The following is a 23,819-nucleotide window of genomic DNA, read 5'->3' as shown; positions in this document are numbered from 1 at the left end:
TCTGTCATGATTTTCAGCATGAATGGAACCTCGATGGACCTCAATGCCGTGCGCATGCTGGTGCAGGTGGCCGAAGCACGCAGTTTCACCGTCGCCGCCGGGCAGCTGGGCCTGAGCCAGTCAGGCCTGTCGCGCGCGATCAGTCGGCTGGAGGCCATGCTGGGGGTGAAGCTGCTGCAGCGGAACACCCGCAACGTGGCACTGACCCCGGATGGTCGCCAGTTCGTCGATCAGGTCGCTCCTCTGCTGTGCGGTCTCGAGGACGCCGAACGCCAGTTGGCCGACCGTCCGTGCACACCCTCGGGCACTCTGAAGATCAGTGCGCCCTCGATGTTCGGGCGCAAGGTGCTGGTACCGCTGCTGGGGCCGATGCTGCAGCAGCACCCACAACTGCAGGTGGAAGCCGTGCTCAACGACCGCCTGGTCGATCTGGTCGAGGAAGGCTTCGATGCCGCCCTGCGCACCGGCGTCATCGCCGACCAGCGCATCGTCGCGCGGCCACTGCGGCCGCTGCGCTGGGTGACGGTGGCCAGCCCGGACTACCTCGACCGCTGTGGCGCGCCCGACGATGTGGCCGCCCTGCGGGATCATGCCTGCCTGGCGGTACGCAACCTGCGCAGTGGCCGGCTGGTGGACTGGCAGTTCCTGCAGGACGGGCAGCTGCGTGAGTTCACGCCACCGACGCGGATGGTGTTCGACAGCGGCGATCCGCTGGTGGAAGCGGCCATCGCCGGTATCGGCATCGTGCAGGTGATGGATTTCGCCGTGGCCGACGCGCTGGCTGACGGCCGCCTGCAACGCGTGCTGCAGCCGTTCGAGGGCTGCAGCCGTGCGCTGTCGCTGATCTACCCACCGTCGCGCCAGCACTCGCCGAAGCTGCAGGTGCTGGCCGACGCGTTGCTGGCCGGGGATTGGTAGCGCCGGCCGCTGGCCGGCGTCTGCGTGGATCCAACCGTTTCCGGGTTGCCGGCCAGCGGCCGGCACTACCGCTCAGGCGAAGCTATCGGTGGCGCGCACCAGCGCGTCCACGTTCTCGGCCTCGAACGCCGAGTGGCCCGAGGCCGGGGTGATTTCCAGCTTCGCCTTCGGCCACACCTTGGTCAGGTCCCAGGCGTTGGCCAGCGGGCAGACCACGTCGTAGCGGCCGTGCACGATCACGCCCGGGATGTCGGCGATGCGGTGCGCGTCGCGCAGCAGCTGGTCTTCCACCTCGAAGAAGCCGCCGTTGACGAAGTAGTGGTTCTCGATGCGTGCAAACGCCAGCGCGAAGTGCGGGTCTTCGTGGCTGTTGATGAAGTCGTCATCGACATGCAGGAAGCTGGTCGCGCCTTCCCACACCGCCCACGCCTTGGCCGCTTCCAGGCGGGTGGTTTCGTTTTCACTGGTCAGGCGGCGGTGGAAGGCCGAGATCAGGTCATGACGCTCCACCGGCGGAATCGGCTTGAGGTAATGCTCCCACGCATCCGGGAACAGGCGGTTGGCGCCTTCCTGGTAGAACCATTCCAGCTCCCAGCGACGCAGCATGAAGATGCCGCGCAGGACCAGTTCGGTCACGCGCTGCGGGTGGGTTTCGGCATAGGCCAGGGCCAGGGTCGAGCCCCAGCTGCCACCGAACACCTGCCAGCGATCGACCTTCAGGTGCTCGCGCAGCTTCTCGATATCGGCGACGAGGTCCCAGGTGGTGTTGTCCACCAGATCCGCGTGCGGGGTGGAACGGCCAGCACCGCGCTGGTCGAACAGGATGATGCGGTACTTGGAGGGGTCGTGGAACTGGCGCATCTTGTCGCTGCAGCCGCCGCCCGGGCCACCATGCAGCATCACCACCGGCTTGCCTTCCGGGTTACCGCACTGTTCGAAGTACAGCGTGTGGCGGTCGTCGACCTTCAGGGTGCCGACGTCGTAGGGGGTGATGGCGGGGTACAGCGTACGCATGCTTGCAGCTCCAGGGTGATGCCCTGCCGGGGCAGGAGAACCTCCATTCTAGGCCGGACGCTGGCCCAGGGTGATGCGGTCGCGCTGCTCCAGGTCCTGCACGGTCTGCACCTCGACAAATCCCGTCGCCTCGAACAGTGCCCGGATCGCGGCGCCCTGGTCCCAACCGTGCTCGATCAGCAACCAGCCGCCGGGCCGCAGGTGGGCCTGGCCACCATCGACGATGCGGCGGATGTCATCCAGGCCGTCCATGCCCGAGGCCAGCGCGGTAGACGGTTCGAAGCGCAGGTCGCCCTGTTCCAGGTGCGGGTCGTCGCTGGCGATGTACGGCGGATTGCTGGCGATCAGGTCGAAGCGCACGCCCTGCAGCGGCGCATACCAGTCGTGCCCGCCCTCGGCGAAACGGACGTTGCCCAGTTCATGGCGGGCGGCATTGCGCGCGGCCACGGCCAGCGCGCCCGTGCTGGCATCGGTGGCGAGCACCTGTGCCCGGGGCCGTTCGCTGGCCAGTGCCAGTGCGATCGCACCGCTGCCGGTACCGAGGTCGGCCAGCTGCAACGCCTGGTCCGGCGGCAGTCGCTCCAGCGCCAACTCGACCAGCAGCTCGGTTTCCGGGCGCGGGATCAGCGTGGCCGGGTCGACCTCCAGGTCCAGCGTCCAGAAACCGCGACGCCCGATCAGGTAGGCAACCGGCTCACCGGCCACACGGCGGGCCAGCAAGGCTTCGAAGGTGGCCTGGTCGGCGGCGGCCAGCGGATCGGTGGCATGGGCGAACAGCCAGCTGCGCGGGCGGTCCAGTACATGCAGCAGCAGCAGTTCGGCTTCGTGGCGGGCGTCGATGCCGCCCAAGCGAGCAGTGGCGTCGGCTACGACCTGACGCAGGGTGGGTTGGGCTTGAAAGGACATGCTGCAATTGTAGAGCCGAGCCTGTGCTGGGCTGCTTCTGGCGCAGCCCAGCACAGGCTCGGCACTACAAAACCGGAATCCGTTCAGGTTCCGCCGGGCGGGATAAGGAGGGGCTATCGACCCCAGGCAGCGGTCTGGCGAGATTTCCCTTGTCACACAGTCAGTTGCAGGATGGCGATGGCAAGGTTCAGTGCCTGCTCATGGCTATTTGATAGGCTGCATCTATCAAATAGATGCAATCAATGGATTGTTCTTATCGCGAGCGAATGGGTAACCTAGCTCCTGTCGATTCACCCACTCCCCTTCACCAAGAGGAAAAATGATGTCCCTCATCAACACCCAGATCCAGCCGTTCGAAGCCAACGCCTACCACAACGGCGAGTTCATCAAGGTTTCCGACGCCAGCCTGAAGGGCCAGTGGTCCGTTCTGATCTTCATGCCGGCCGCCTTCACCTTCAACTGCCCGACCGAGATCGAAGACGCCGCTGACCACTACGCCGAGTTCAAGAAGGCCGGCGCCGAGGTCTACATCGTCACCACCGACACCCACTTCTCGCACAAGGTGTGGCACGAAACCTCGCCGGCCGTCGGCAAGGCCCAGTTCCCGCTGGTCGGCGACCCGACCCACCAGCTGACCAACGCCTTCGGCGTGCACATTCCGGAAGAAGGCCTGGCCCTGCGCGGCACCTTCATCATCAACCCGGAAGGCGTGATCAAGACCCTGGAGATCCACTCCAACGAGATCGCCCGTGACGTGTCCGAGACCCTGCGCAAGCTCAAGGCTGCCCAGTTCACCGCCGCCAATCCGAACCAGGTCTGCCCGGCCAAGTGGAAGGAAGGCGAGAAGACCCTGACCCCGTCGCTGGACCTGGTCGGCAAGATCTAACGCAGTACCGGCCTGCCGTGGCCCCACGCCACGACGCGCCCTTCATCCCCGTGCCGGTCCCCCCGCCGGCGTGGGGGTGAACCCAAGACAGCCAACGCGCGCCCGCCTTGGCCAGCCAGCCCCTTCCACGGTCGCTGTCTTGGGTTCACCCCTACCCCCAGCTGGTCCGCTACCTTGTATAGCGGTGCCACGCCCCCTGTTTGCCTGAAGCCAGGAGATGACCCGATGTTGGACGCCAACCTGCAGTCGCAGCTGAAGACCTATCTGGAGCGCGTGACCCGCCCGATCCAGATCACCGCGCACGCCGACGACGGCGCCAAGTCGCAGGAAATGCTGGACCTGCTGCAGACCCTGGAAAGCCTGTCGGACAAGATCACGCTGCGGGTCCTGCGCGATGGCCAGGGCCGCGTGCCGTCCTTCGACCTGGGCACGCCGGGCCAGGACATCCACCTGACCTTCGCCGGCCTGCCGATGGGCCACGAGTTCACCTCGCTGGTGCTGGCGCTGCTGCAGGTCGGCGGTCACCCGTCCAAGGCCACCGCCGAGCTGATCGAGCAGGTGCAGAACCTGGAAGGTGAGTACAGGTTCGAAACCTACTTCTCGCTGTCCTGCCAGAACTGCCCGGACGTGGTGCAGGCGCTGAACCTGGCCGCGGTGCTCAACCCGCGCATCCAGCACGTGGCCATCGACGGCGCGCTGTTCCAGGACGAAGTCGAGAAGCGCGAGATCATGTCGGTGCCGACCGTGTACCTCAACGGTGAAGTGTTCGACCAGGGCCGCATGACCCTGGAGCAGATCGTGGCCAAGCTGGACACCAATGCCGGCAGGCGCGATGCCGAGAAGATCGCCGCCAAGGACGCCTTCGACGTGCTGGTGGTCGGCGGTGGCCCGGCCGGTGCAGCAGCGGCGATCTACGCCGCGCGCAAGGGCATCCGTACCGGCATCGCCGCCGAGCGTTTCGGTGGCCAGGTGCTGGACACCATGGCCATCGAGAACTTCATTTCGGTGAAGGAGACCGAGGGCCCGAAGCTGGCCACGGCGCTGGAGCAGCACGTGCGCGAGTACGACGTGGACATCATGAACCTGCAGCGCGCAAGTGCGCTGGTGCCGGCCGGCGAAGACGGCCTGGTGCAGGTGCAGCTGGAGAACGGCGCGGTGCTCAAGTCGCGTTCGGTGATCCTGTCCACCGGCGCGCGCTGGCGGCAGATGAACGTGCCGGGCGAGGACCAGTACCGCAACAAGGGCGTGGCCTACTGCCCGCACTGCGATGGCCCGCTGTTCAAGGGCAAGCGCGTGGCGGTGATCGGCGGCGGCAACTCCGGTGTGGAAGCGGCCATCGACCTGGCCGGCATCGTGTCGCATGTAACCCTGCTGGAGTTCGATTCCAGCCTGCGTGCCGACGAAGTGCTGCAGAAGAAGCTGCGCAGCCTGGGCAACGTCACCGTGCTGACCAGCGCACAGACCACCGAAGTGCTCGGCGACGGCAGCAAGGTCACCGGCCTGGTCTACAAGGACCGCATCGGCGGCGATGCCCACCGCGTCGAGCTGGAAGGCATCTTCGTGCAGATCGGACTGCTGCCCAACACCGAGTGGCTGAAGGATGTGGTGGCGCTGTCGCCGCGTGGCGAGATCGTCATCGACGATCGCGGCCAGACCAACCTGCCGGGTGTATTTGCTGCTGGCGATTGCACGACGGTGCCCTACAAGCAGATCATCATCGCCATGGGCGCCGGCTCCACCGCCGCACTGAGCGCGTTCGACCACCTGATCCGCTCGTCGGTGAGCAACAGCAGCGGTGCCGTTGCTGAAGCGGCCTGATCCACCGTTCCCAGATCACCGGGAACATTGTCTGCCTGTCGGGTAACCACGCCGTCAGCCGGTCCGTTACCCCTGGGGTGTAAGGATGAACCTACGTGATCTGAAGTACCTGGTAGCCCTGGCCGACCACAAGCATTTCGGCCGGGCTGCCGCTTCCTGCTTTGTCAGCCAGCCGACGTTGTCCACGCAGATCCGCAAGCTGGAGGAAGAGCTCGGCCTGCCGCTGGTGGAACGCGCACCGCGCAAGGTGATGCTGACCCCCGCTGGCCAGGAAGCAGCAGCACGGGCACGGGTGATCGTGTCCGAAGTGGAACAGCTGAAGGAAGCGGCGCGACGCAGCCGCGATCCGGAAGCCGGCACGGTGCGCCTGGGGATCTTTCCGACCCTCGGCCCATACCTGCTGCCGCATGTGATCCCGCGCATCCGCGAGCGCTTCCCGGAGCTGGAACTGCTGCTGGTCGAGGAGAAGAGCGACGTGCTGCTGGACCGCCTGCGCGAAGGCAAGCTCGATGCTGCATTGCTGGCGCTGCCGGTGATCGACGACCAGCTGCATGCCGAGTTCCTGTTCGAGGAACCGTTCCTGCTGGCCGTCTCCGGTCGCCACCCGCTGGCCCGTCGCGAGCACCTGGACGTGCAGGAACTGGCCACGCAGAAGCTGCTGCTGCTGGAGGACGGCCATTGCCTGCGCGACCAGGCGCTGGAAGTCTGTCGCCTGTTCGGCGCCAACGAGAAGTCCGAGTTCCGCGCCACCAGCCTGGAAACGCTGCGGCAGATGGTCGCCGCCGACGTCGGCATCACCCTGCTGCCGAGCCTGTCGGTGCAGCCGCCAGTGCCGCGCTCGAACAACATCCGCCTGCTCGACTTCACCGGCGAAGGCCGTCCCAGCCGCCGCATCGCCATGATCTGGCGCCGCAGCTCGGCCATGAACGACTTCCTGATGGACCTGGCCGACCAGTTCAAGCGTCTGCCGCAGGCGCTGTTCACGCTGGAGGCGCTCGATGCCGGCAGCGATGCACCGGCCCTGCCCGGCCCCGCGCTGAACGGCTGAGCCCCCGCAGTACCGGCCTGGAATCGGCAGGAGTCGATTCCGGCCGCATTTGTCCCCACAATACAGACAGGCGGCGCCAGCAGGTGCCGCCTTTTGCATGGCTTTCAACCAAGGAGCTTCACCATGAACACCGCCAGCGGCCTGCCGCCGTCGATCACCGTTTCTACCTTCGACATGGACCGCCTGGACGCCATGCTCGAATCTCCCGCGCTGAGCCAGACGCCTGCCGCGCTCGCGCTTGCTGAAGAACTCAACCGGGCCACCGTGCTGGCACCGGACCAGATTCCCGAAGGCATCGTCATGATGCATTCGCGCGTGGAGTGCGAAGATGAGGTGTCGGGCGAGAAGCACGTCCTGACCCTGGTCTTCCCCCGCGAAGCCAACGTCGATGAAGGCAAGGTTTCCGTGCTGGCCCCGGTCGGCAGTGCCCTGCTCGGCCTTTCGATCGGCCAGAGCATCGACTGGACCGCGCCCGGCGGCCGCAAGCTGCGCCTGCGCGTGACCGCGGTCCACAACGACCGCCCCTGATTACCGCTGCGCACCGCGCGCGATTCGATCCCCCTGCCCCAGGAGCCGTAATGAGTACCCCGTCCAAACTGTCCCAGCTGCGCGAACTGTCCGTGGTCGTTGCCGATACCGGTGACTACGAGGCGATCAAGCGTCTGCAGCCGGTGGACTGCACCACCAACCCGACCCTGGTGAAGAAGGCGCTGGACCTGCCGGTCTACGCCGAGCTGATCGAACGCGAACTGGCCTGGGGCCGCCAGCAGACGGGCGACCGCGAAGCCGTGGTGCACGCCGTGGCCGACCGCCTGACCATCGGCGTCGGCGCGCTGCTGAGCACGCTGGTACCGGGCCGGGTGTCCACCGAGGTGGATGCCGACCAGGCGCACGACACCGCCGCCACCGTGGCCAAGGCCCGCCAGTTCATCCAGATGTACGCCGACGCCGGCGTGCCGCGCGAGAAGATCCTGATCAAGATCGCCGCGACCTGGGAAGGCGTGGAAGCCGCGCGCATCCTGCAGGCCGAGGGGATCGACTGCAACCTGACCCTGATCTTCAACCCGACCCAGGCGCTGGCCTGCAGCGAGGCCGGCGCGTTCCTGATCTCGCCGTTCGTCGGCCGCATCCTGGACTGGTACGTGGCCAACGGCCAGGCCCCGGCCACCATCGACGAAGACCCGGGCGTGAAGTTCGTGCGTGGCGTGTACGCCGAATTCAAGCGTCGCGGTTCGCCGACGGTGGTGATGGGCGCCTCGTTCCGTTCTACCGCGCAGATCGAAGCGCTGGCCGGCTGCGACCGCCTGACCATTTCGCCGGACCTGCTGGAGAAGCTGGACGCCGACCACGGCGAGCTGCCGCGCAAGCTGGTGGCCGGTGCAGCGGACGGCGCGGCGGTGACCCCGATCGACGCGGCGAAGTTCGCAGCAGACCTGGCAGCCGATCCGATGGCCACCGAGAAGCTGGCGACCGGTATCGATGCGTTTGCCAAGGATCTGCAGGCGCTGCGCGAGCGGATCCGCGCGGCACTGTGATTCCGGCCAACGGCTGAGCCCCTCGTGGCGGGGGCCTGGTCGCGAAGAGCGGGTCATGCGGTTGGCAGGGTGGGTAGGCCGTGCAGGGGACGCTGCAAGTACGTCCATGTAAGCTCGGTCGCCGCATCCATGCGGCTCACGCCCCTGCACGGCCTACCCACCCTGCCTTCGACAGTTTCCTGCGGCCGCCCACCACGGAAGAAAGAAAGAAGAGCAACAGCGGGTCGCGCGCTTCGCTTGCTCGGAGCCGAGCATGGCTCGGCTCTACAGGAAGCAGAAGCAGAAAAGAAAAAGGACGCGGCGAACGCCGCGTCCTTTTTCTTTTCCATCAGTTCGTCACCAACCAATGCTCTTGCCCACCGTCACCGGGAAACTGTCGAAGGTGGGACGGGGGCGGCTGGCAGGACCGTTGGCGCCATGGATGGCGCCATCGAGCCCCCAGGGATGGGTTTACGGCGTGTCCTGCCAGCCGCCCCCGTCCCGCCAAACCGTCAGCAACCCAGAGCCGCTTTGGCTTTGGCTTTGGCTTTGGCTTCTGCCCGCCGCAGGCGGACCACCGCGCGTCAGCGCGGCGCCTCCACATCCAACCCGATCGGGCAGCTCACGCCGGTGCCGCCGATGCCGCAGTAGCCGTTCGGGTTCTTCGCCAGGTACTGCTGGTGGTAGTCCTCGGCGTAGTAGTACGCCGGTGCCGGGTACACGATCTCGGTGGTGATCGGGCCGTAGCCGGCCGCGGCCAGCTGCGCCTGGTAGGCCTCGCGGCTGGCCAGCGCGGCCTTGTACTGGGCCTCGTCGGTGGCATGGATCGCCGAACGGTACTGGGTGCCGGTGTCGTTGCCCTGGCGCATGCCCTGGGTCGGGTCGTGGCTTTCCCAGAACAGCTGCAGCAGCCGCTCCAGGCTCACCACCGCCGGGTCGAACACCACCTGCACCACTTCGGTGTGGCCGGTCAGGCCCGAGCAGACCTCTTCATAGGTCGGGTTCGGCGTGATGCCACCTGCATAGCCGACCGAGGTGCTGTACACGCCCGGCTCGGTCCAGAACTTGCGCTCGGCGCCCCAGAAACAGCCCAGCGCAAAGCGGATCTGCTGCAGGCCGGCGAAACGGTCCTTCAATGGATGGCTGTTCACGAAGTGCTGGTTGCTGTGCAGCGGCAGCGGCTGGTCACGCCCCGGTAGCGCCTCTTCCGGACGGGGCAGGCGCTGCTTGAAGGCGCCGATGCCGAGGATGCCCTGGCCAATTCCCAACATGATGCGCTCCTACGCCGGAAGGCCGGCAATGTCGTCTGCATCGGAAATGGGGTCGGACGGGGCCTGGCCCAAGTCCAGCGCCGCCACGATGTCCTCGGCCTGCGGCCGCGCCGCATCGGGGATGCCGACCCGCAACACGCCAAACAGCGGCAGCTCTCCCATCCCGCCCAGCAGCTGCTCGCCGAACACGAAGGCCGGGATGCCGGCGTCTTCCAGCACGTGCTTGACCAGATGGGCGTCGAACAGGTTGTCGGCCTTGTACACGATGTGCATGTGGCGGCTCCTCGGGGCAAGGGTCCAGCATACGCCTGGGGGCTGAATGGTGGCGGTGACAGCCGGATGCCGGCCATGCAGGTAGTGCCGGCCGCTGGCCGGCATACCATACCCCGCCGGGCAACCCCGCCCGGTACGCGCTAGACTGTTGGTCTTTCTGCCTTTCTTTTCGCCGACTCATGTCCGAGCACACCCCCGCCAGCCCCGAGACCCCCGCCGACAGCCACGAGAAGCGCGATTTCATCCGCCAGATCGTGCGCGAGGACCTGGCCAGCGGAAAGCACCAGGCGATCAAGACCCGCTTCCCGCCGGAGCCGAACGGCTACCTGCACATCGGCCATGCCAAGTCGATCTGCCTGAACTTCGGCATCGCCGGTGAATTCAGCGGCGTCTGCAACCTGCGCTTCGATGACACCAACCCGGCCAAGGAAGATCCGGAATACGTAGCCGCGATCCAGGACGACGTGCGCTGGCTGGGCTTCAGCTGGAACGAGCTGCGCCACGCCTCGGACTACTTCCAGGCCTACTACCTGGCCGCCGAGAAGCTGATCGAACAGGGCAAGGCCTATGTCTGCGACCTGTCGGCCGAAGAAGTGCGCGCCTACCGCGGCACCCTGACCGAACCGGGCCGCCCGTCGCCGTGGCGCGACCGCAGCATCGAGGAGAACCTCGACCTGTTCCGCCGCATGCGCGCCGGTGAATTCCCCGATGGCGCGCGCACCCTGCGCGCCAAGATCGACATGGCCAGCGGCAACATCAACCTGCGCGATCCGGCGCTGTACCGCATCAAGCACGTCGAGCACCAGAACACCGGCAACGCGTGGCCGATCTACCCGATGTACGACTTCGCGCATGCACTGGGCGATTCGATCGAGGGCATCACCCACTCGCTGTGCACGCTGGAATTCGAAGACCACCGACCGCTGTACGACTGGTGCGTGGACAACGTCGATTTCGCCCATGACGACGCGCTGACCCAGCCGCTGGTCGATGCCGGGCTGCCACGCGAAGCGGCCAAGCCGCGCCAGATCGAGTTCTCGCGCCTGAACATCAACTACACGGTGATGAGCAAGCGCAAGCTGATGGCGCTGGTCACCGAGCAGCTGGTGGACGGCTGGGAAGACCCGCGCATGCCGACCCTGCAGGGCCTGCGCCGCCGTGGCTACACCCCGGCCGCGATGCGCCTGTTCGCCGAGCGCGTGGGCATCAGCAAACAGAATTCGCTGATCGACTTCAGCGTGCTGGAAGGCGCACTGCGCGAGGACCTGGACAGCGCCGCGCCGCGCCGCATGGCGGTCGTCGATCCGGTCAAGCTGGTGCTGACCAACCTGCCGGAAGGCCACGAAGAACTGCTGACCTTCAGCAACCACCCGAAGGACGAGAGCTTCGGCAGCCGCGAAGTGCCGTTCGCCCGCGAACTGTGGATCGATCGCGAGGACTTCGCTGAAGTGCCGCCGAAGGGCTGGAAGCGCCTGGTGCCGGGGGGCGAAGTGCGCCTGCGCGGCGCCGGCATCATCCGCTGCGACGAAGTGATCAAGGATGCCGACGGCACCATCACCGAACTGCGCGGCTGGCTCGATCCGGAATCGCGTCCGGGCATGGAAGGCGCCAACCGCAAGGTCAAGGGCACCATCCACTGGGTCAGCGCCGTGCACGGCGTGCCGGCCGAGATCCGCCTGTACGACCGCCTGTTCTCGGTGCCGAACCCGGACGACGAATCGGAAGGCAAGACCTACCGCGACTACCTCAATCCGGAATCGCGCCGTACTGTCACCGGCTATGTCGAGCCGGCCGCAGCCAGCGCCGCTCCGGAACAGTCGTTCCAGTTCGAGCGCACCGGCTATTTCGTTGCCGATCGCCGCGACCACACCGAAGCCAAGCCGGTGTTCAACCGCAGCGTGACCCTGCGCGACACCTGGTCGGCCTGAGGACCTGCGCGGGCGCCGGGATGGCGCCCGCACGACCGCGACCATGATCACCGCCCTGTCCGCCCTGCTCTGGTTCATCTCGCAGCATCCGCTGCTGACGTTCTTTTCGGCAATGGTGCTGGCCGGGCTGGTCTCGTGGTGGCGGCGCTTTCCGGGCTACGCCATCGCGGTGTTCCCGCTGGCGATGCTCAACATGTTCCTCGGCCACTTCCTCAACGCCACCTTCCTCAACCTGGTGGGCGAGCGCGGCGAAGCGGTGATCGTCAAGGCCGAGCGAACCAGCTCGACGCTCAACGAACAGTACATCTGGCGCTACGAAGGAGTGCTGCGTACCGCCGAGGGCCGCGATGTGGAAGTGGTGTTCCACACCAACACCGCCTCGCTGTGGCCGCTGGAAAACGCCATCCGCATCCCGGCGCGCGACCAGCCGTTCGTGGTCAAGTACACGCCGGGTTTCCCGCGCAACTTCGTCATCCTCACCAACGAATCACCCCACGGCATTGCCCAGGCCCAGGCCAGTGCGCGCGAGCGCGTGGAGGTAGCGGCGCGCAAGCTGCACTTCAGCCCGGGCAATGCCGAGTTCCGCGCCGACTATCGCCGCGAACTGGAAAGCTGGCTGCGCGACCACGGCAACGACCCGCAGCAGCAGTCCGACGCGCAGCGGTATCGCGCCGAACTTGACGCGCTCGACCGCTAGCACCAGGCCCGGCCTGGATGCTCCACCCGATCCATCCAAAGGCCTGACATGACCACGACGTCCATCGCCCTCCTCCCACTGCTGCAGCAGGCCCTGCAGGACGCCGGCACCGCCAGCCGCGTCGACGGCAACGCGCTGCTGCTGGACAGCGGACTGCGCCTGACCCCGCATGCGATGGCCGCACACGCGCGCGACAACGGCGGCTGGCAGACCTCCACCGTCGTCGAAAGCCAGCATCCGCGGCTGTTCGCCGATGGCCTGTTCGAGTACCAGCACGCCAACGGTACCGATGAACAGGCATCGCTGCTGGCCGGCTTCCAGGCCTGGGCACGGGTGGACCTGGTGACCCTGCAGACCGCGATCGGCGCCGAAGACGCACAGGGCCTGCCGATGATGGGCCTGACCTATCCGGCCGGCGATGACGGCCAGGAACACGAACGCACCGTGGTGCTGGGTCCGCTGGCGCATTACCGCGAGCACGAGGTGGACGCCAGCAGCTGCAGCGAGGACGACCATGGGTCCTGTCCGTGCTGCCTGTTCACCAGGAGCATGGACGCTTTCGACGAGCTGCTGAAGGCGCGCCCGTTCCTGGCCATCCGCCTGTTCGCCTCGCGCGATGCCGATGGCCTGTGCGAGGCCGATTGCCGGGTCAACGGCCACGACTTCGCCGCCGCCCTGCCCCTGCTGCGTGCCTATGCGGCCAGCTGGCCGCAGGCCGGGCTGGAATTCCGCAAGCAGTACGTGGTGATCCGCACCGGCTCGCCCGGCTGACCCACCGCCACTCCCGGTACAGGCCGGTGCGGCTACACTGCGCGCCGGTTTCCCAAGCAACCGCACTTTTCCCATCCCACACGAGGCACCCCCGCGATGCTGTACGCGCAAGTCCACCTGACCCTTCCCGCCTGGATCCACGACCAGATCGACCTGGATCGTCGATATCCGGGCGATGAGGCCAAGGTCGCGCTGGCGATCGAGCTGTCGCGGCTGAACGTCGAGCACGCCAGTGGCGGCCCGTTCGGCGCCGTGGTGTTCGGCCCGGATGACAAGGTGATCGCCGCCGGCGTGAACCGGGTGATGCCGCACGCCACTTCGCTGGCGCATGCCGAGAACATGGCCTACATGCTGGCCCAGCAACGCCTGCAGACCCCGCGCCTGAACGCGGTGCTGTCGCCGGTCACCCTGGCCACCAGCTCGCAGCCGTGCTGCCAGTGCTACGGCGCCACCGTGTGGGCCGGCATCGACCGCCTGCTGATCGGTGCCAGTGCAGCCGATGTCGAAGAACTGACTCCGTTCGACGAAGGCCCGCTGCCGGCCGACTGGGTCGGCGAGCTCAACAAGCGTGGCATCGAAGTGGTGCAGGGCCTGAACCGCGACGCCGCGCGCAGCGTGCTGCGTGCCTATGGGGAAAGCGATGGCGCCCGTTACTGAAACCGGCATCGGCCTGCTGTGCCTGTGCCGGCAGGGTTTCGAGCCCGAGCTGGCCGGCGAGCTGCAGTTCCGTGCCGGCGAAGCCGGTTTCGCCGGTTATGCCCGCACCCAGCGCAATGACGGCTACGTGCTTTTCATGTGCGACGAGGCCGCGGCGCTGGCACCGCGCCTGCGCTGGCGCGAACTGATCTTCGCGCGCCAGAAGCTGGTGGTGCTAGCCGAGCTGCCACAGCTGGATCCGGCCGACCGCATCACGCCGATGCTGGAGGTGCTGGCCGATGCGCCGCGCTTCGGCGACCTGTGGGTGGAGCATCCCGATTCCGACGCTGGCAAGCCGTTGTCCGGGCTGGCGCGTGCCTTTGGCAATGCACTGCGCCCGGCGCTGCGCAAGGCCGGCAAGCTCAGCGACAAGCCGAACACCCGCCTGCCGCGCCTGCATGTGGTGTTCGTCGACGGTACCCATGCCTTCATCTGCGTGGCCGACCCGGCCGACAGCGCGCCGTGGGCACTGGGCATTCCGCGCCTGAAGCTGCTGCCCGAGGCGCCTTCGCGTTCGGCACTGAAGCTGGACGAAGCACTGCTGACCCTGCTGACGCCGGAAGAACGCGAAGCACTGGCCAAGCCCGGCATGCGTGCGGCCGACCTGGGCGCCGCCCCCGGCGGCTGGACCTGGGTACTGACCCGCCAGCACATGCACGTGCTGAGCATCGACAACGGCCCGCTGCGCCAGCACGTGCTGGACACCGGCCTGGTCGAGCACCTGCGCGCCGACGGCTTCCACTGGCACCCGGAACAACCGCTGGACTGGATGGTCTGCGACATGGTCGAGCAGCCGCGTCGCGTCGCCGAACGCATGGCCACCTGGTTCCGCGAAGGCTGGTGCAGGCATGCGATCTTCAATCTGAAGCTGCCGATGAAGAAGCGCTGGGACGAGACCCGGCTGTGCCTGGACCTGTTCCAGGACCAGGCCGGGAAGGCGCTGGTGGTGCGTGCCAAGCAGCTGTATCACGATCGGGAAGAAATCACGGTGCTGGCCTCGCCGCTGCGCTGATCCGTCATCGGCGGCACAGGTTGCCGGGAGTACGCTCCCGGTACCCTCTGGCAAGGAGCCTGTCATGAACATTCCCCGTTCCGCCGTGCTGGCGGCCACCCTGCTGGCCTCGGTACCGGCGATGGCCCAGCATGGCCCGTCCACCCCCGCGCAGAGCCAGCCGCTGGGCCCGACCGGCGGCGCGATCCGTCAGCAGCCGCTGGATGCCGGTCGGGTCACCGGCAGTGTCGATATTCCGCAGCCGGTCGGCGAGGCACAGGTGACCGTGCGCTCGCTGGAACCCAGCAGCGTGGTTGGCCAGTACCGCATCCGCTTCAGCGACCTCGACGTGAATGGCGACGGTTTCATCAGCCGCGAGGAAGCACAGGCCAATCCGGCGCTGGCCGACGAATTCAATTCGCTGGACCGCAGGCACCGCGGCAAGCTGGACCGCACCGACCTGGCCGGCTGGCTGGTGGATTGAAAAAGGGGACGGAGGGGATTAAGTCGTATGTGAAAAAGGGGACGGAGGGGATTAAGTCGTATGTGCACAAACGACTTAATCCCCTCCGTCCCCTTTTTGCTTCAGACGCCGGCGGCGCGCTTCCAGAACGCCTGCACCAGCGGCGGCCATCGGCCGACGCAGCCCAGCGCACGGCCCCGGGCCAGGGTCAGGTGCATTTCGTCGTTGGAGAACAGGCGGTTGATCGCATCGAAGCTGTAGGCGGCGATGTGGTTGTCGCTGCGCCGTTCGCATGCCCAGCGCTGCAGGCGCTGCGGCGACAGCCGCGGTTGGCCGCGGCGCTCTGCCGAGGGCGCCAGCCACTGCTGCAGGGCGGCGACATCACGCAGCCCCAGGTTCACGCCCTGCCCAGCCAGCGGATGCACCACATGCGCCGCGTCACCCAACGCCAGCACACGACCGGCCACGTAGTGACGGGCCAGCTGGCGGCGCAGCGGGAATGCCGCACGCGGTGAGGCCAGCCGCAGCTCACCCAGGCGTGCCGCGAAGGCGCGGGTCAGTTCGCGGTTGAAGCTGTCCTCGTCCAGTGCCAGGACACGCGCCGCCTCGTCCTCGGGCAGGGTCCAGACGATCGAGCTGCGGCGCTCGGCCACCGGCAGCAACGCCAGCGGCCCGCTCGGCAGGAAGCGCTGCCAGGCCGTGGCCTGGTTGGGAAGATCGCTGTCGACGTAGGCCACCACGCCACGCTGGTGGTAGTCATGGCGTTCCACCTCGATCCCGGCCAGCTGGCGCAGGGTCGATTCGGCGCCGTCGGCGGCCACCGCCAACGCCGCTTCCAGACGACGCCCGTCGTCCAGGCGCAGGCGCACGCCATCCTCATCCTGCTCCAGCGCGTCCACCCGTGCCGGGCAGTGCAACTGCACACCCGCCGCCGGCAGCGCCGACCACAGGCGGTCCTGCAGCAGCCCGTTCTCGACGATGTAGCCCAGTTCGCGACGGCCGAAGCGATCGGCGTCGAACAGCAGATCCTCGCCACCGGCCGCGTCCCACACCTGCATGCGCCGGTAGGGCCATGCACGGGCCTGCGCGATCGCCGGCCACACGCCCAGGCGGTTCAGCAGCTGTACGTTGTCGGCAGCGAAGGCGAACACGCGCAGGTCCGGCTGTGCGGCCTGCCACGGCGCCGGTTCGCGACCTTCCACCAGCGCGACCGACAGGCCAGCATCAGCCAGCGCCAGCGCACAGGCGGCACCGACCACGCCACCGCCAACGATGGCCACATCAAGACGCGCACGCCGGCTCATGCCACTTCTCCACGGCACAGCTGCGGCACCTCGCCGCGGAAGCCCATCGCGCCACCGACCAGCATCGACTGCACCGAGGCGCGCTGCGCGGCCACCAGGCCGAGGCTGCGCAGCGGCCGCATCAGCGGCGCCGGATTGCTGGTCAGGCGCGCCAGCCCGCCGGAGAATGCCACCGTCTGCCGGCGGTCCTCCTCGCGGCGCGCGACATAGGCCTGCAGCAGTGCATCGCTGCCGGCATCCTCATGCGCATCCTCCAGCAGTTCGGCCAGGGTCAGCGCATCGCGCAGGCCCAGGTTGAAGCCCTGCGCACCCAGCGGATGGATGGTCTGCGCGGCATTGCCGAGCAGCACCGCACGCTCTCCGGCCAGCGCGCGCGCCAGCACCTGGATGAGCGGATACGCACTGCGCGGGCCGGATTCGAGCAGCCGGCCTGCGCGCCAGCCGATCGCGTTCTGCAGGCGTTGCAGCCAAGCCGCATCGTCCAGCGCCATCACCGCATCGGCCTGGTCGCGCGCAACACCGTGCACGGTGCCGAAGTGGCGATCGCCACGCGGCAGCAGGGCGGTCGGGCCGGTATCGGTGAAGCGCTCCCAGGCGGTGCCGTCCGGCGCACGCTGGCTGCGCACGCGGGCCACGAACAGGGTCTGCCGGAAATCATGGCGGTCGACCTCAATGCCCAGCGCGCCGCGCACGCCACTGGTCGTGCCATCGGCCCCCACCACCAGCCGGGCCAGCAGCACGCGCTCGCCGGTCTCGTCGGCCACCCGCACCTGGCGGTAGCCGTCGACCACCTCGCCCAGGCCCAGGAAGCGCATCGGCCGGTAGCGCCGCAGCCGCGGCAGCTCCTGCAGGCGCGCTTCCAGCGCCTGGCCGAAGTCCCGCGCCACCACTACCTGGCCGAACCACGGCCGGTCGTAGTCGGAAGCCTCCAGCTGCACGCGGCCGAAGTCGCCGGCGCGGCTGACGTGGATGCGGCGGATCGGGCCCGGCGCCATCGCCAGCTTCTGCATGACCCCCAAAGCGGTCAGCGCATTGACCGTGGCAGCGGCAAAACTGAGGTTGCGCTGGTCGAACACCGCTGGCAGCTCGCCGGCCGGGCTGGCCTCGAGCAGGCCCACATCGCGACCCAGGCGGTCCAGGGCGATGGCCAGGCTGGCACCGACCAGGCCACCACCGACGATCAGCACGTCATGTCGTTCACTCATGATGTTCATGATACGCGCTCGCCCTGCCCGAACACCCAACACCACCCGACCTGCGCCAACCGGCGCGGCGGGCTAGAATGAAACCTGAATCCGCTCCGGGCCCGCTGCCATGTCCGCCACCGCCAACCGCGCCTTCGTCCTGTCCGTCCTCGTGCTGTTGCTGGCGGCGACCCGGGTCAACCACTTCGCGGCGATCCCCGATGCCTCCTGGGCGGTGTTCTTCATCGGTGGCTTCTACCTGGCCACGTGGACACGCTGGGCGTTTCCGCTGCTGATGGTGTTCGCCGTGCTGGTGGACTGGATCGTGATCCGCAGCAGCGGCCTGGATTTCTGGCAGCACTACTGCGTGTCGCCGGGTTACTGGCTGCTGCTGCCGGCGTACTTCTCGCTGTGGGCTGGCGGCATGCTGCTGGGCCGCAACTACCAGGGCGCGCGCTGGCCGGTGCTGGCCAAGGGTGCGCTGCTGCTGGTGGCGTCGGTGGCGGTCTGCCACCTGCTGGCGCAGGGCGGCTTCTACTGGACCACCCGCAACGTCGCCGAGCCGACGCTGGCCGGCTGGGCGCAGAACTACGCACAATGGTTCGGCCCCTACCTGCGCACCACCGCGATCTACGTGGCGCTGGCGGCGGCATTGCAGCTGGCGGTGGAGCAGGTACTGAAGCTCCAGCAGGCCCGCCGCGACATCCGGCACTGAGCCGCGCCATGGGTCATCGCCTCTCGCGCATCTACACCCGCACCGGCGACGACGGCAGTACCGGCCTCGGCGACGGCCAGCGCGTCGCCAAGGACGACGCCCGGGTGGCGTCCTACGGCACCGTCGATGAAGCCAACGCTGCGCTCGGCCTGCTGCTTGCCACCGCGCTGCCCGAGGATGTCCGCGCGCTGGTGGTGCATCTGCAGCACCAGCTGTTCGACCTGGGCGCCGAGCTCTGCATCCCGGGCCACGCCGCCATCCACGCCGCCGATGTCTCGGCACTGGAACAGCAGCTGGACCACTACAACGCCCACCTGCCGATGTTGAAGGAGTTCATCCTGCCGGCCGGGGGCGAGGCCGCCGCACGCTGCCACCTGGCCCGCACCATCGTCCGCCGCGCCGAGCGCGAGACGGTCACCCTGGCCCGCCACGAAGCCGTGCGCAGCGAGGCGTTGCAGTACCTCAACCGGCTGTCGGACCTGTTGTTCGTGCTGGCCCGCGTACTGGCCCGCGCCGACGGCCATGGCGAAGCGCTGTGGCAGCCACAGCAGCGCCAGCGCTGAGTCGGCACGATGCTGGTCTTCACCCATCCGTCCTGCCTGCTGCATGACCCCGGCCCTGGCCATCCGGAGTGCCCACAACGCCTGCAGCATGTGCTCGATGCCCTGCACACCGCGTTCCCCGGCCAGCTGGACTGGCGCGAGGCGCCGCCGGCCAAGTTCGGCGAACTGACCCGGGTCCACGACAGCGCCCTGCTCGACTTCGTGCTGCAGCCGCAGACCGCGCCGCTGCGCCAGCTGGACATGGACACCTGGACCTCGCCGGGCTCGGCCAGTGCCGCCGTGCACGCCGCCGGCGCCGGGGTGGCGGCGGTCGATGCGGTGATGCTGGGCGAGGACCCGCTGGCCTTCTGCGCGGTGCGGCCCCCGGGCCACCACGCTACCAGCAGCACGGCGATGGGCTTCTGCCTGCTCAACAACATCGCCATCGCCGCCGCCCATGCCCGTGACCGCCATGGGCTGGAGCGGATCGCAGTGGTCGATTTCGATGTCCACCATGGCAACGGCACCCAGGACATCTTCCAGCACGACGCCCGGGTCTCCTACTACAGCACCCACCAGGCCGGGCTGTTCCCCAATTCGGGCCTGCGCCGCGACCGCGGTGCCGGCAACCTGATGAACATCCTGCTGCCCCCCGGCAGTGGCGGTTTCCGCTTCCGCAACGTGTGGGCCGACGAGATGCTGCCGGCCATCGACGACTTCCGCCCGCAGCTGCTGCTGATCTCGGCCGGCTTCGATGCCCACCTGCGCGACCCGCAGGCCGACCTGATGCTGGAAACCGATGATTTCGCCTGGATCACCCGGGAACTGCATGCGCTGGCGCGCCGCCATGCGGCCGGCCGGGTGGTCTCGATGCTGGAAGGCGGCTATGACCTGCAGGCGCTTGCCGAGTGCAGCGTGGCCCATGTCCGGGCCCTGCTGCCGCCCCCTCCCGGCAGCGTCTCCGGATGAACCCGAACCGGCAGGCTCCGGCGTCCTTCATTGCCCCTATGCAAGGGATGGGGCAAGCTACCGTCCGTTTTCGCCCGAATCCGAACCGCGTGCGCCGAGCCCTCCGCCTGCTTCCCCTGCCTCTGAGCATCGCCATCTGCCTGCCGGCAATGGCCGATGAAAAGCCGCTCAACTGGGGCCTGTGCCCGGCTACCGACGTGATTCCCGCGTTCACCGATGCCCCCACCCCGGTCCCGGGGCAGGACAAGGCCGCCGCCAGCGCTGCGCGCGAGCAGCAGCCGACCGACATCGAGGGTGACCAGCTGCTGGGCACGACCACCGTGCCGCAGTACGAAGGCAACGTGGCCCTGCGCCGCGGCGACCAGTTCGTCGGCACCGACAAGCTCAGCTTCGATACCGAGAGCGGCAACTACATCGCCGACGGCAATGTCCGCTACCAGGACTCCTCGATCCGCATGGTCGCCAAGCGCGCCGAGGGCAACCAGGAAAGCGACACCCACAAGATCACCGACATCAAGTACCAGCTGGTGTCGCGCCGCGGCAACGGCGATGCCGAGTCGGTTGACCTGCAGGGCGCGGTCGGCCAGATGCACCGCTCCACCTACACCACCTGCGACCCGTCACAGCCGGTGTGGAAGCTGTCGGCGCCGCAGATCGAAGTGGACAACGACGAGGGCTTCGGCACCGCCCGCAACGCCGTGCTGCGGATCGGCAAGGTGCCGGTGCTGTGGGCGCCGTACTTCAAGTTCCCGATCGATGACCGGCGCAAGACCGGCCTGCTGTTCCCGCAGCTGGGCATGTCCGGACGCAACGGTTTCGACTACGCACAGCCGATCTACTTCAACCTGGCGCCGAACTACGACGACACGTTGACCCCGCGCTACATGAGCCGGCGCGGCCTGATGCTCGACAACGAGTTCCGCTATCTCTACAACGGCGGCCGCGGCGAACTGCTGACCGCGTTCATGCCCAATGACAAGCTGCGCGACCGCGACCGCGGCCGGGTGATGTTCAGCGGTTACCACAACGTGGACAGCCACTGGCAGGCCCGCGCCAACCTGGCCTGGGTCAGTGACGAGCGCTATGTCGAGGACTTCGCCAACCGCCTGGTCGGGGTGACTGCCTCGAACCTGCAGAGCACCGTGGGCCTGTACGGCACCGGCAGGAACTGGACGGCCGGCATCATGGCCGACCGCTGGCAGCTGACCGACTACACGCTCAATGAAAGCGCGCTGCCGTACAACCGCCAGCCACGCCTGTACCTCAACTGGGACAAGCCGGTCCTGCCGTGGCTGGAAACCGGCATCTATGCCGAAGCCGTGCGCTTCACCCACGACGACATCAACTTCAAGTACGGCGCCGATGCGGGGCCCGACCTGCAGTACACGCGCAACGGCCAGACCCAGCGCATGTACGGCGGCTCGCGCCTGGACGTGAAGCCGTACGTGTCGTTCCCGATCAGTGGCGCGGCCTGGTACGTCACCCCGACCCTGGCCTACCGCTACACCGGCTACGACCTGGATCAGGGCCTCGCTGACAGCGTCCGCCGCAACGTGCTGGCCTCGCAGGGCATCGACCCGAACACCGCCACGCCGGAGCAGCTGCGCGGCAACAAATCGCCCAGCCGCAGCCTGCCGATCGGCAGCATCGACGCCGGCCTGTTCTTCGATCGCGAGACCACCATCGGCGGCAAGTCATTCCTGCACACGCTGGAACCGCGCCTGTTCTACCTGCGCACGCCGTACCGCAACCAGGACGAGCTGCCGATCTTCGATACCCGTGACTTCACCTTCAGCTGGGGCCAGCTGTTCCGCGACTCGCGCTACACCGGCGCCGACCGCCAGAACGATGCCAACCAGCTGACCCTGGCACTGGGCACCCGCTTCATCGACCAGACCACCGGCAAGGAACGCTTCTCGGCTGCCATCGGCCAGATCCAGTACTTCGACGAGTCGCGGGTGACCGTCACCCCGGGCGGCGCGCCGGTGGAAAAGGGCAAGTCGGCGTGGATCGCCGACGGCAACTACATGATCAACGACCGCTGGACCCTGGGTGCCACCTACCAGTGGGACCCGAAGTACAAGCGCGAGGATCTGGCCAGCGTCCGTGCCCGCTACCTGATGCCCAACGATGGCGTGATCAACCTCAGCTACCGCTACCGCATCAACTCGGGCGCCCCGGCCACCGCCAACAAGCACGACCGTACCCTGCTGGAACAGGCCGACCTGTCGTTCCTGTACCCGCTGAATGCGCGCTGGAGCCTGGTCGGCCGCTACTACTACTCGCTGCAGGACAAGGAACCGCTGGAAATCATCGCCGGCGTCCAGTGGGACAGCTGCTGCCTGGCCGTGCGTGCGGTCGCCCGCCGTTACGTCCGCAACCGCGAAGGCGAGATGAACAACGCCATCCAGCTGGAGTTCGTGCTCAAGGGCCTGAGCTCCCTGGGGCAGGACACGGACCGTACCCTGCGCCGTGCTATCCTCGGCTACAACCGCGACGACCTCTATCTCGTGCCGCCGAGCAACACCGGGGCGACCCGGGATGACTACGATCCGAACCTGATCCCATGACCAAGCGCTTCCCCGTTCTTCTCGCCTCGCTGCTGGCGGTGTCCAGCGTGTCCGCCCCCCTGCAGGTGCTTGCCCAGGAGGCGCAGCCGCTTGACCGCATCGCTGCCGTCGTCGATGAGGACGTGATCCTGCAGAGCGAGCTCCAGCGCGCGATCGCCAACATCAAGGCGCAGTACGCCGGCCGTGAAAACCAGCTGCCGCCGGAAGACGTGCTCAGCCGCCAGGTGCTCGAACGCCTGGTGCTGGTCAAGCTGCAGGTGGCCCGCGCCCAGGGCAGTGGCATCCGTGTCAGCGACCAGGAGCTGAACCAGGCGATGAACGCCATCGCCCAGCAGAACGGTTCGAACCTGGATGCCCTGCGCCAGCGCCTGGCCCAGGACGGTATCGATTTCAACGATTTCCGCGCGTCGGTGCGTGACGAGATCACCGTGCAGCGCCTGCGCCAGAGCTTCGCGCAGAGCCGCATCAGCGTCAGCGAGGGTGAAGTCGACGCCGCGCTGAAGCAGCAGGCCACGGTAGGCAACCAGTACCACCTGGCGCACATCCTGATCGCCCTGCCCGACGGTGCCAACGCCGACCAGATCGCCACCGGCCAGAAGAAGGCCGATGGCGTGAAGGCCCTGCTGGACAAGGGCGAGCTGGACTTCAACGCGGCGGCCGTGCGCTATTCGGACAGCCCGAACGCACTGGAAGGCGGCGATCTGGGCTGGCGCAGCCTGGATGAAATCCCGCAGGCCTTTGCCCAGTTGATGGAAAAGATGAAGCCGGGCGAAGTGGTCGGCCCGATCCGCGGCCCGAGCGGCTTCCAGCTGCTGAAGCTGGTGGAAGTGCGTGACAGCAGTTCCGCCGCCGGTGAGCAGACGGTCACCGAGTTCCACGGCCGCCACATCCTGGTCCGCGTGGACGACCACCAGACCGATGCCGCTGCCAAGGCCAAGATCGACACCCTGCGTGCCCGCATTGCCGGCGGCGCCGACTTCCAGACCGTTGCCAGGGAGTCCTCCGAGGACAACAACAGCAAGGGCCAGGGCGGTGATCTCGGCTGGTTCCCGGCTGACGCGTTCGGCCCGGCCTTCGGCCAGCAGGTGAGTGGCCTGCAGGATGGTGGCGTCAGCCAGCCGTTCCGCACCGACGCCGGTTGGCACATCGTGCAGCGCGTGGCGACCCGCCAGACCGACGTGACCACCGACAACCAGCGTGCCCAGGTCCGCGAAACCATCGGCCGTCGCAAGCTGGAAGACGAGTACAACCGCTTCCTGCAGGAACTGCGTGGCGAAGCCTACGTCAGTTTCCGCAGCGGCGACCGCGCGGAAAACACCGCCACTCCGCCGCAGTCCTGAC

General features: G+C 67.7%; 23 protein-coding genes. 17 read left to right on the top strand and 6 right to left on the bottom strand.

The annotated features are described in order from the left end of the window. Positions 1-33: 33 nt before the first annotated feature. On the top strand, positions 34-918 hold the full coding sequence (locus AC5P66_RS17100) for a LysR family transcriptional regulator (RefSeq protein WP_099494724.1): 885 nt from the start codon (positions 34-36) through the stop codon (positions 916-918). 72 nt (positions 919-990) lie between these two features. Here the strand turns inward: AC5P66_RS17100 and pip are convergent, their stop codons facing one another. Both pip and prmC read right to left on the bottom strand, forming a co-directional pair. After that, a complete protein-coding gene (gene pip / locus AC5P66_RS17095) occupies positions 991-1,932 on the bottom strand; it encodes a prolyl aminopeptidase (RefSeq protein WP_049414509.1) in 942 nt (313 codons plus the stop codon). A gap of 48 nt (positions 1,933-1,980) precedes the next feature. Beyond that, entirely contained in the window at positions 1,981-2,838 is an 858-nt protein-coding gene (gene prmC, locus AC5P66_RS17090) for a peptide chain release factor N(5)-glutamine methyltransferase (protein ID WP_099494723.1), read from the bottom strand. Between the two features lie 322 nt (positions 2,839-3,160). Between prmC and ahpC the strand changes: the two genes are divergently transcribed. The 5 genes from ahpC (at position 3,161) to AC5P66_RS17065 (ending at position 8,125) form a co-directional block, all read left to right on the top strand. Next, on the top strand, positions 3,161-3,724 hold the full coding sequence (gene ahpC, locus AC5P66_RS17085) for an alkyl hydroperoxide reductase subunit C (RefSeq protein WP_005408159.1): 564 nt from the start codon (positions 3,161-3,163) through the stop codon (positions 3,722-3,724). A 225-nt stretch (positions 3,725-3,949) separates the two neighbouring features. Continuing rightward, positions 3,950-5,542, top strand: a complete 1,593-nt coding sequence (ahpF, locus tag AC5P66_RS17080) for an alkyl hydroperoxide reductase subunit F (RefSeq protein ID WP_049414507.1) — start codon at positions 3,950-3,952, stop codon at positions 5,540-5,542. Positions 5,543-5,627: 85 nt separating this feature from the next. Next, positions 5,628-6,590 (top strand): LysR substrate-binding domain-containing protein, encoded by a 963-nt coding sequence (locus tag AC5P66_RS17075; RefSeq protein ID WP_049414506.1) that lies wholly within the window; start codon positions 5,628-5,630, stop codon positions 6,588-6,590. Between the two features lie 123 nt (positions 6,591-6,713). Further along, positions 6,714-7,118, top strand: a complete 405-nt coding sequence (gene rnk, locus AC5P66_RS17070) for a nucleoside diphosphate kinase regulator (RefSeq protein ID WP_049414505.1) — start codon at positions 6,714-6,716, stop codon at positions 7,116-7,118. Positions 7,119-7,168: 50 nt separating this feature from the next. Further along, the gene (locus AC5P66_RS17065) at positions 7,169-8,125 is read left to right on the top strand and encodes a transaldolase (protein WP_447906416.1); all 957 of its coding nucleotides are present in this window, start codon (positions 7,169-7,171) and stop codon (positions 8,123-8,125) included. Positions 8,126-8,688: 563 nt separating this feature from the next. On the opposite strand, the gene msrA is transcribed toward AC5P66_RS17065, so the two are convergent. Further along, on the bottom strand, positions 8,689-9,354 hold the full coding sequence (gene msrA, locus AC5P66_RS17060; RefSeq protein WP_032953954.1) for a peptide-methionine (S)-S-oxide reductase MsrA: 666 nt from the start codon (positions 9,352-9,354) through the stop codon (positions 8,689-8,691). A 30-nt stretch (positions 9,355-9,384) separates the two neighbouring features. Then, positions 9,385-9,648, bottom strand: a complete 264-nt coding sequence (locus AC5P66_RS17055; RefSeq protein WP_099494720.1) for a putative signal transducing protein — start codon at positions 9,646-9,648, stop codon at positions 9,385-9,387. A gap of 179 nt (positions 9,649-9,827) precedes the next feature. On the opposite strand from AC5P66_RS17055, the gene AC5P66_RS17050 reads away from it, so the two are divergent. The 6 genes from AC5P66_RS17050 (at position 9,828) to AC5P66_RS17025 (ending at position 15,215) form a co-directional block, all read left to right on the top strand. After that, on the top strand, positions 9,828-11,576 hold the full coding sequence (locus AC5P66_RS17050) for a glutamine--tRNA ligase/YqeY domain fusion protein (protein ID WP_099494719.1): 1,749 nt from the start codon (positions 9,828-9,830) through the stop codon (positions 11,574-11,576). 43 nt (positions 11,577-11,619) lie between these two features. Beyond that, the gene (locus tag AC5P66_RS17045; RefSeq protein ID WP_099494718.1) at positions 11,620-12,273 is read left to right on the top strand and encodes a hypothetical protein; all 654 of its coding nucleotides are present in this window, start codon (positions 11,620-11,622) and stop codon (positions 12,271-12,273) included. A 48-nt stretch (positions 12,274-12,321) separates the two neighbouring features. After that, the gene (locus tag AC5P66_RS17040; RefSeq protein ID WP_049440164.1) at positions 12,322-13,044 is read left to right on the top strand and encodes a DUF6348 family protein; all 723 of its coding nucleotides are present in this window, start codon (positions 12,322-12,324) and stop codon (positions 13,042-13,044) included. A gap of 96 nt (positions 13,045-13,140) precedes the next feature. Beyond that, a complete protein-coding gene (locus AC5P66_RS17035) occupies positions 13,141-13,701 on the top strand; it encodes a nucleoside deaminase (RefSeq protein WP_005415358.1) in 561 nt (186 codons plus the stop codon). Continuing rightward, positions 13,685-14,752, top strand: coding sequence for a 23S rRNA (cytidine(2498)-2'-O)-methyltransferase RlmM (gene rlmM / locus AC5P66_RS17030; RefSeq protein WP_049440162.1), 1,068 nt, complete (start codon positions 13,685-13,687; stop codon positions 14,750-14,752). The genes AC5P66_RS17035 and rlmM overlap by 17 nt, the downstream gene beginning before the upstream one ends. Before the next feature lie 64 nt (positions 14,753-14,816). Further along, positions 14,817-15,215, top strand: coding sequence for an EF-hand domain-containing protein (locus AC5P66_RS17025; RefSeq protein WP_049440161.1), 399 nt, complete (start codon positions 14,817-14,819; stop codon positions 15,213-15,215). 101 nt (positions 15,216-15,316) lie between these two features. Here AC5P66_RS17025 and AC5P66_RS17020 read toward each other — a convergent pair whose 3' ends face one another. Continuing rightward, entirely contained in the window at positions 15,317-16,498 is a 1,182-nt protein-coding gene (locus tag AC5P66_RS17020) for a UbiH/UbiF family hydroxylase (RefSeq protein WP_495216517.1), read from the bottom strand. After that, the gene (ubiH, locus tag AC5P66_RS17015; protein WP_049440159.1) at positions 16,495-17,703 is read right to left on the bottom strand and encodes a 2-octaprenyl-6-methoxyphenyl hydroxylase; all 1,209 of its coding nucleotides are present in this window, start codon (positions 17,701-17,703) and stop codon (positions 16,495-16,497) included. Before ubiH ends, AC5P66_RS17020 begins: the two co-directional genes overlap by 4 nt. Positions 17,704-17,812: 109 nt before the next feature. On the opposite strand from ubiH, the gene AC5P66_RS17010 reads away from it, so the two are divergent. The 5 genes from AC5P66_RS17010 (at position 17,813) to AC5P66_RS16990 (ending at position 23,818) form a co-directional block, all read left to right on the top strand. Next, positions 17,813-18,397, top strand: coding sequence for a hypothetical protein (locus AC5P66_RS17010; protein WP_005415353.1), 585 nt, complete (start codon positions 17,813-17,815; stop codon positions 18,395-18,397). 8 nt (positions 18,398-18,405) lie between these two features. After that, positions 18,406-18,960: a cob(I)yrinic acid a,c-diamide adenosyltransferase gene (locus AC5P66_RS17005; RefSeq protein WP_049414489.1), complete on the top strand. Its 555-nt coding sequence runs from the start codon at positions 18,406-18,408 to the stop codon at positions 18,958-18,960. Positions 18,961-18,969: 9 nt separating this feature from the next. Beyond that, positions 18,970-19,908 carry a histone deacetylase family protein gene (locus AC5P66_RS17000; protein ID WP_049414490.1) on the top strand — a complete coding sequence of 313 codons (939 nt, stop codon included), beginning with the start codon at positions 18,970-18,972 and terminating at the stop codon, positions 19,906-19,908. Between the two features lie 89 nt (positions 19,909-19,997). Further along, positions 19,998-22,478 (top strand): LPS-assembly protein LptD, encoded by a 2,481-nt coding sequence (gene lptD, locus AC5P66_RS16995; RefSeq protein WP_080352929.1) that lies wholly within the window; start codon positions 19,998-20,000, stop codon positions 22,476-22,478. Beyond that, positions 22,475-23,818, top strand: coding sequence for a peptidylprolyl isomerase (locus tag AC5P66_RS16990; protein ID WP_049414492.1), 1,344 nt, complete (start codon positions 22,475-22,477; stop codon positions 23,816-23,818). The genes lptD and AC5P66_RS16990 overlap by 4 nt, the downstream gene beginning before the upstream one ends. Position 23,819: the final 1 nt, after the last annotated feature.

Source organism: Stenotrophomonas sp. YJH_SMC_122, from assembly GCF_059369535.1.
Note: the sequence above shows the minus strand (reverse complement) of the source record. Positions and strands in the feature narration are given on the sequence as shown.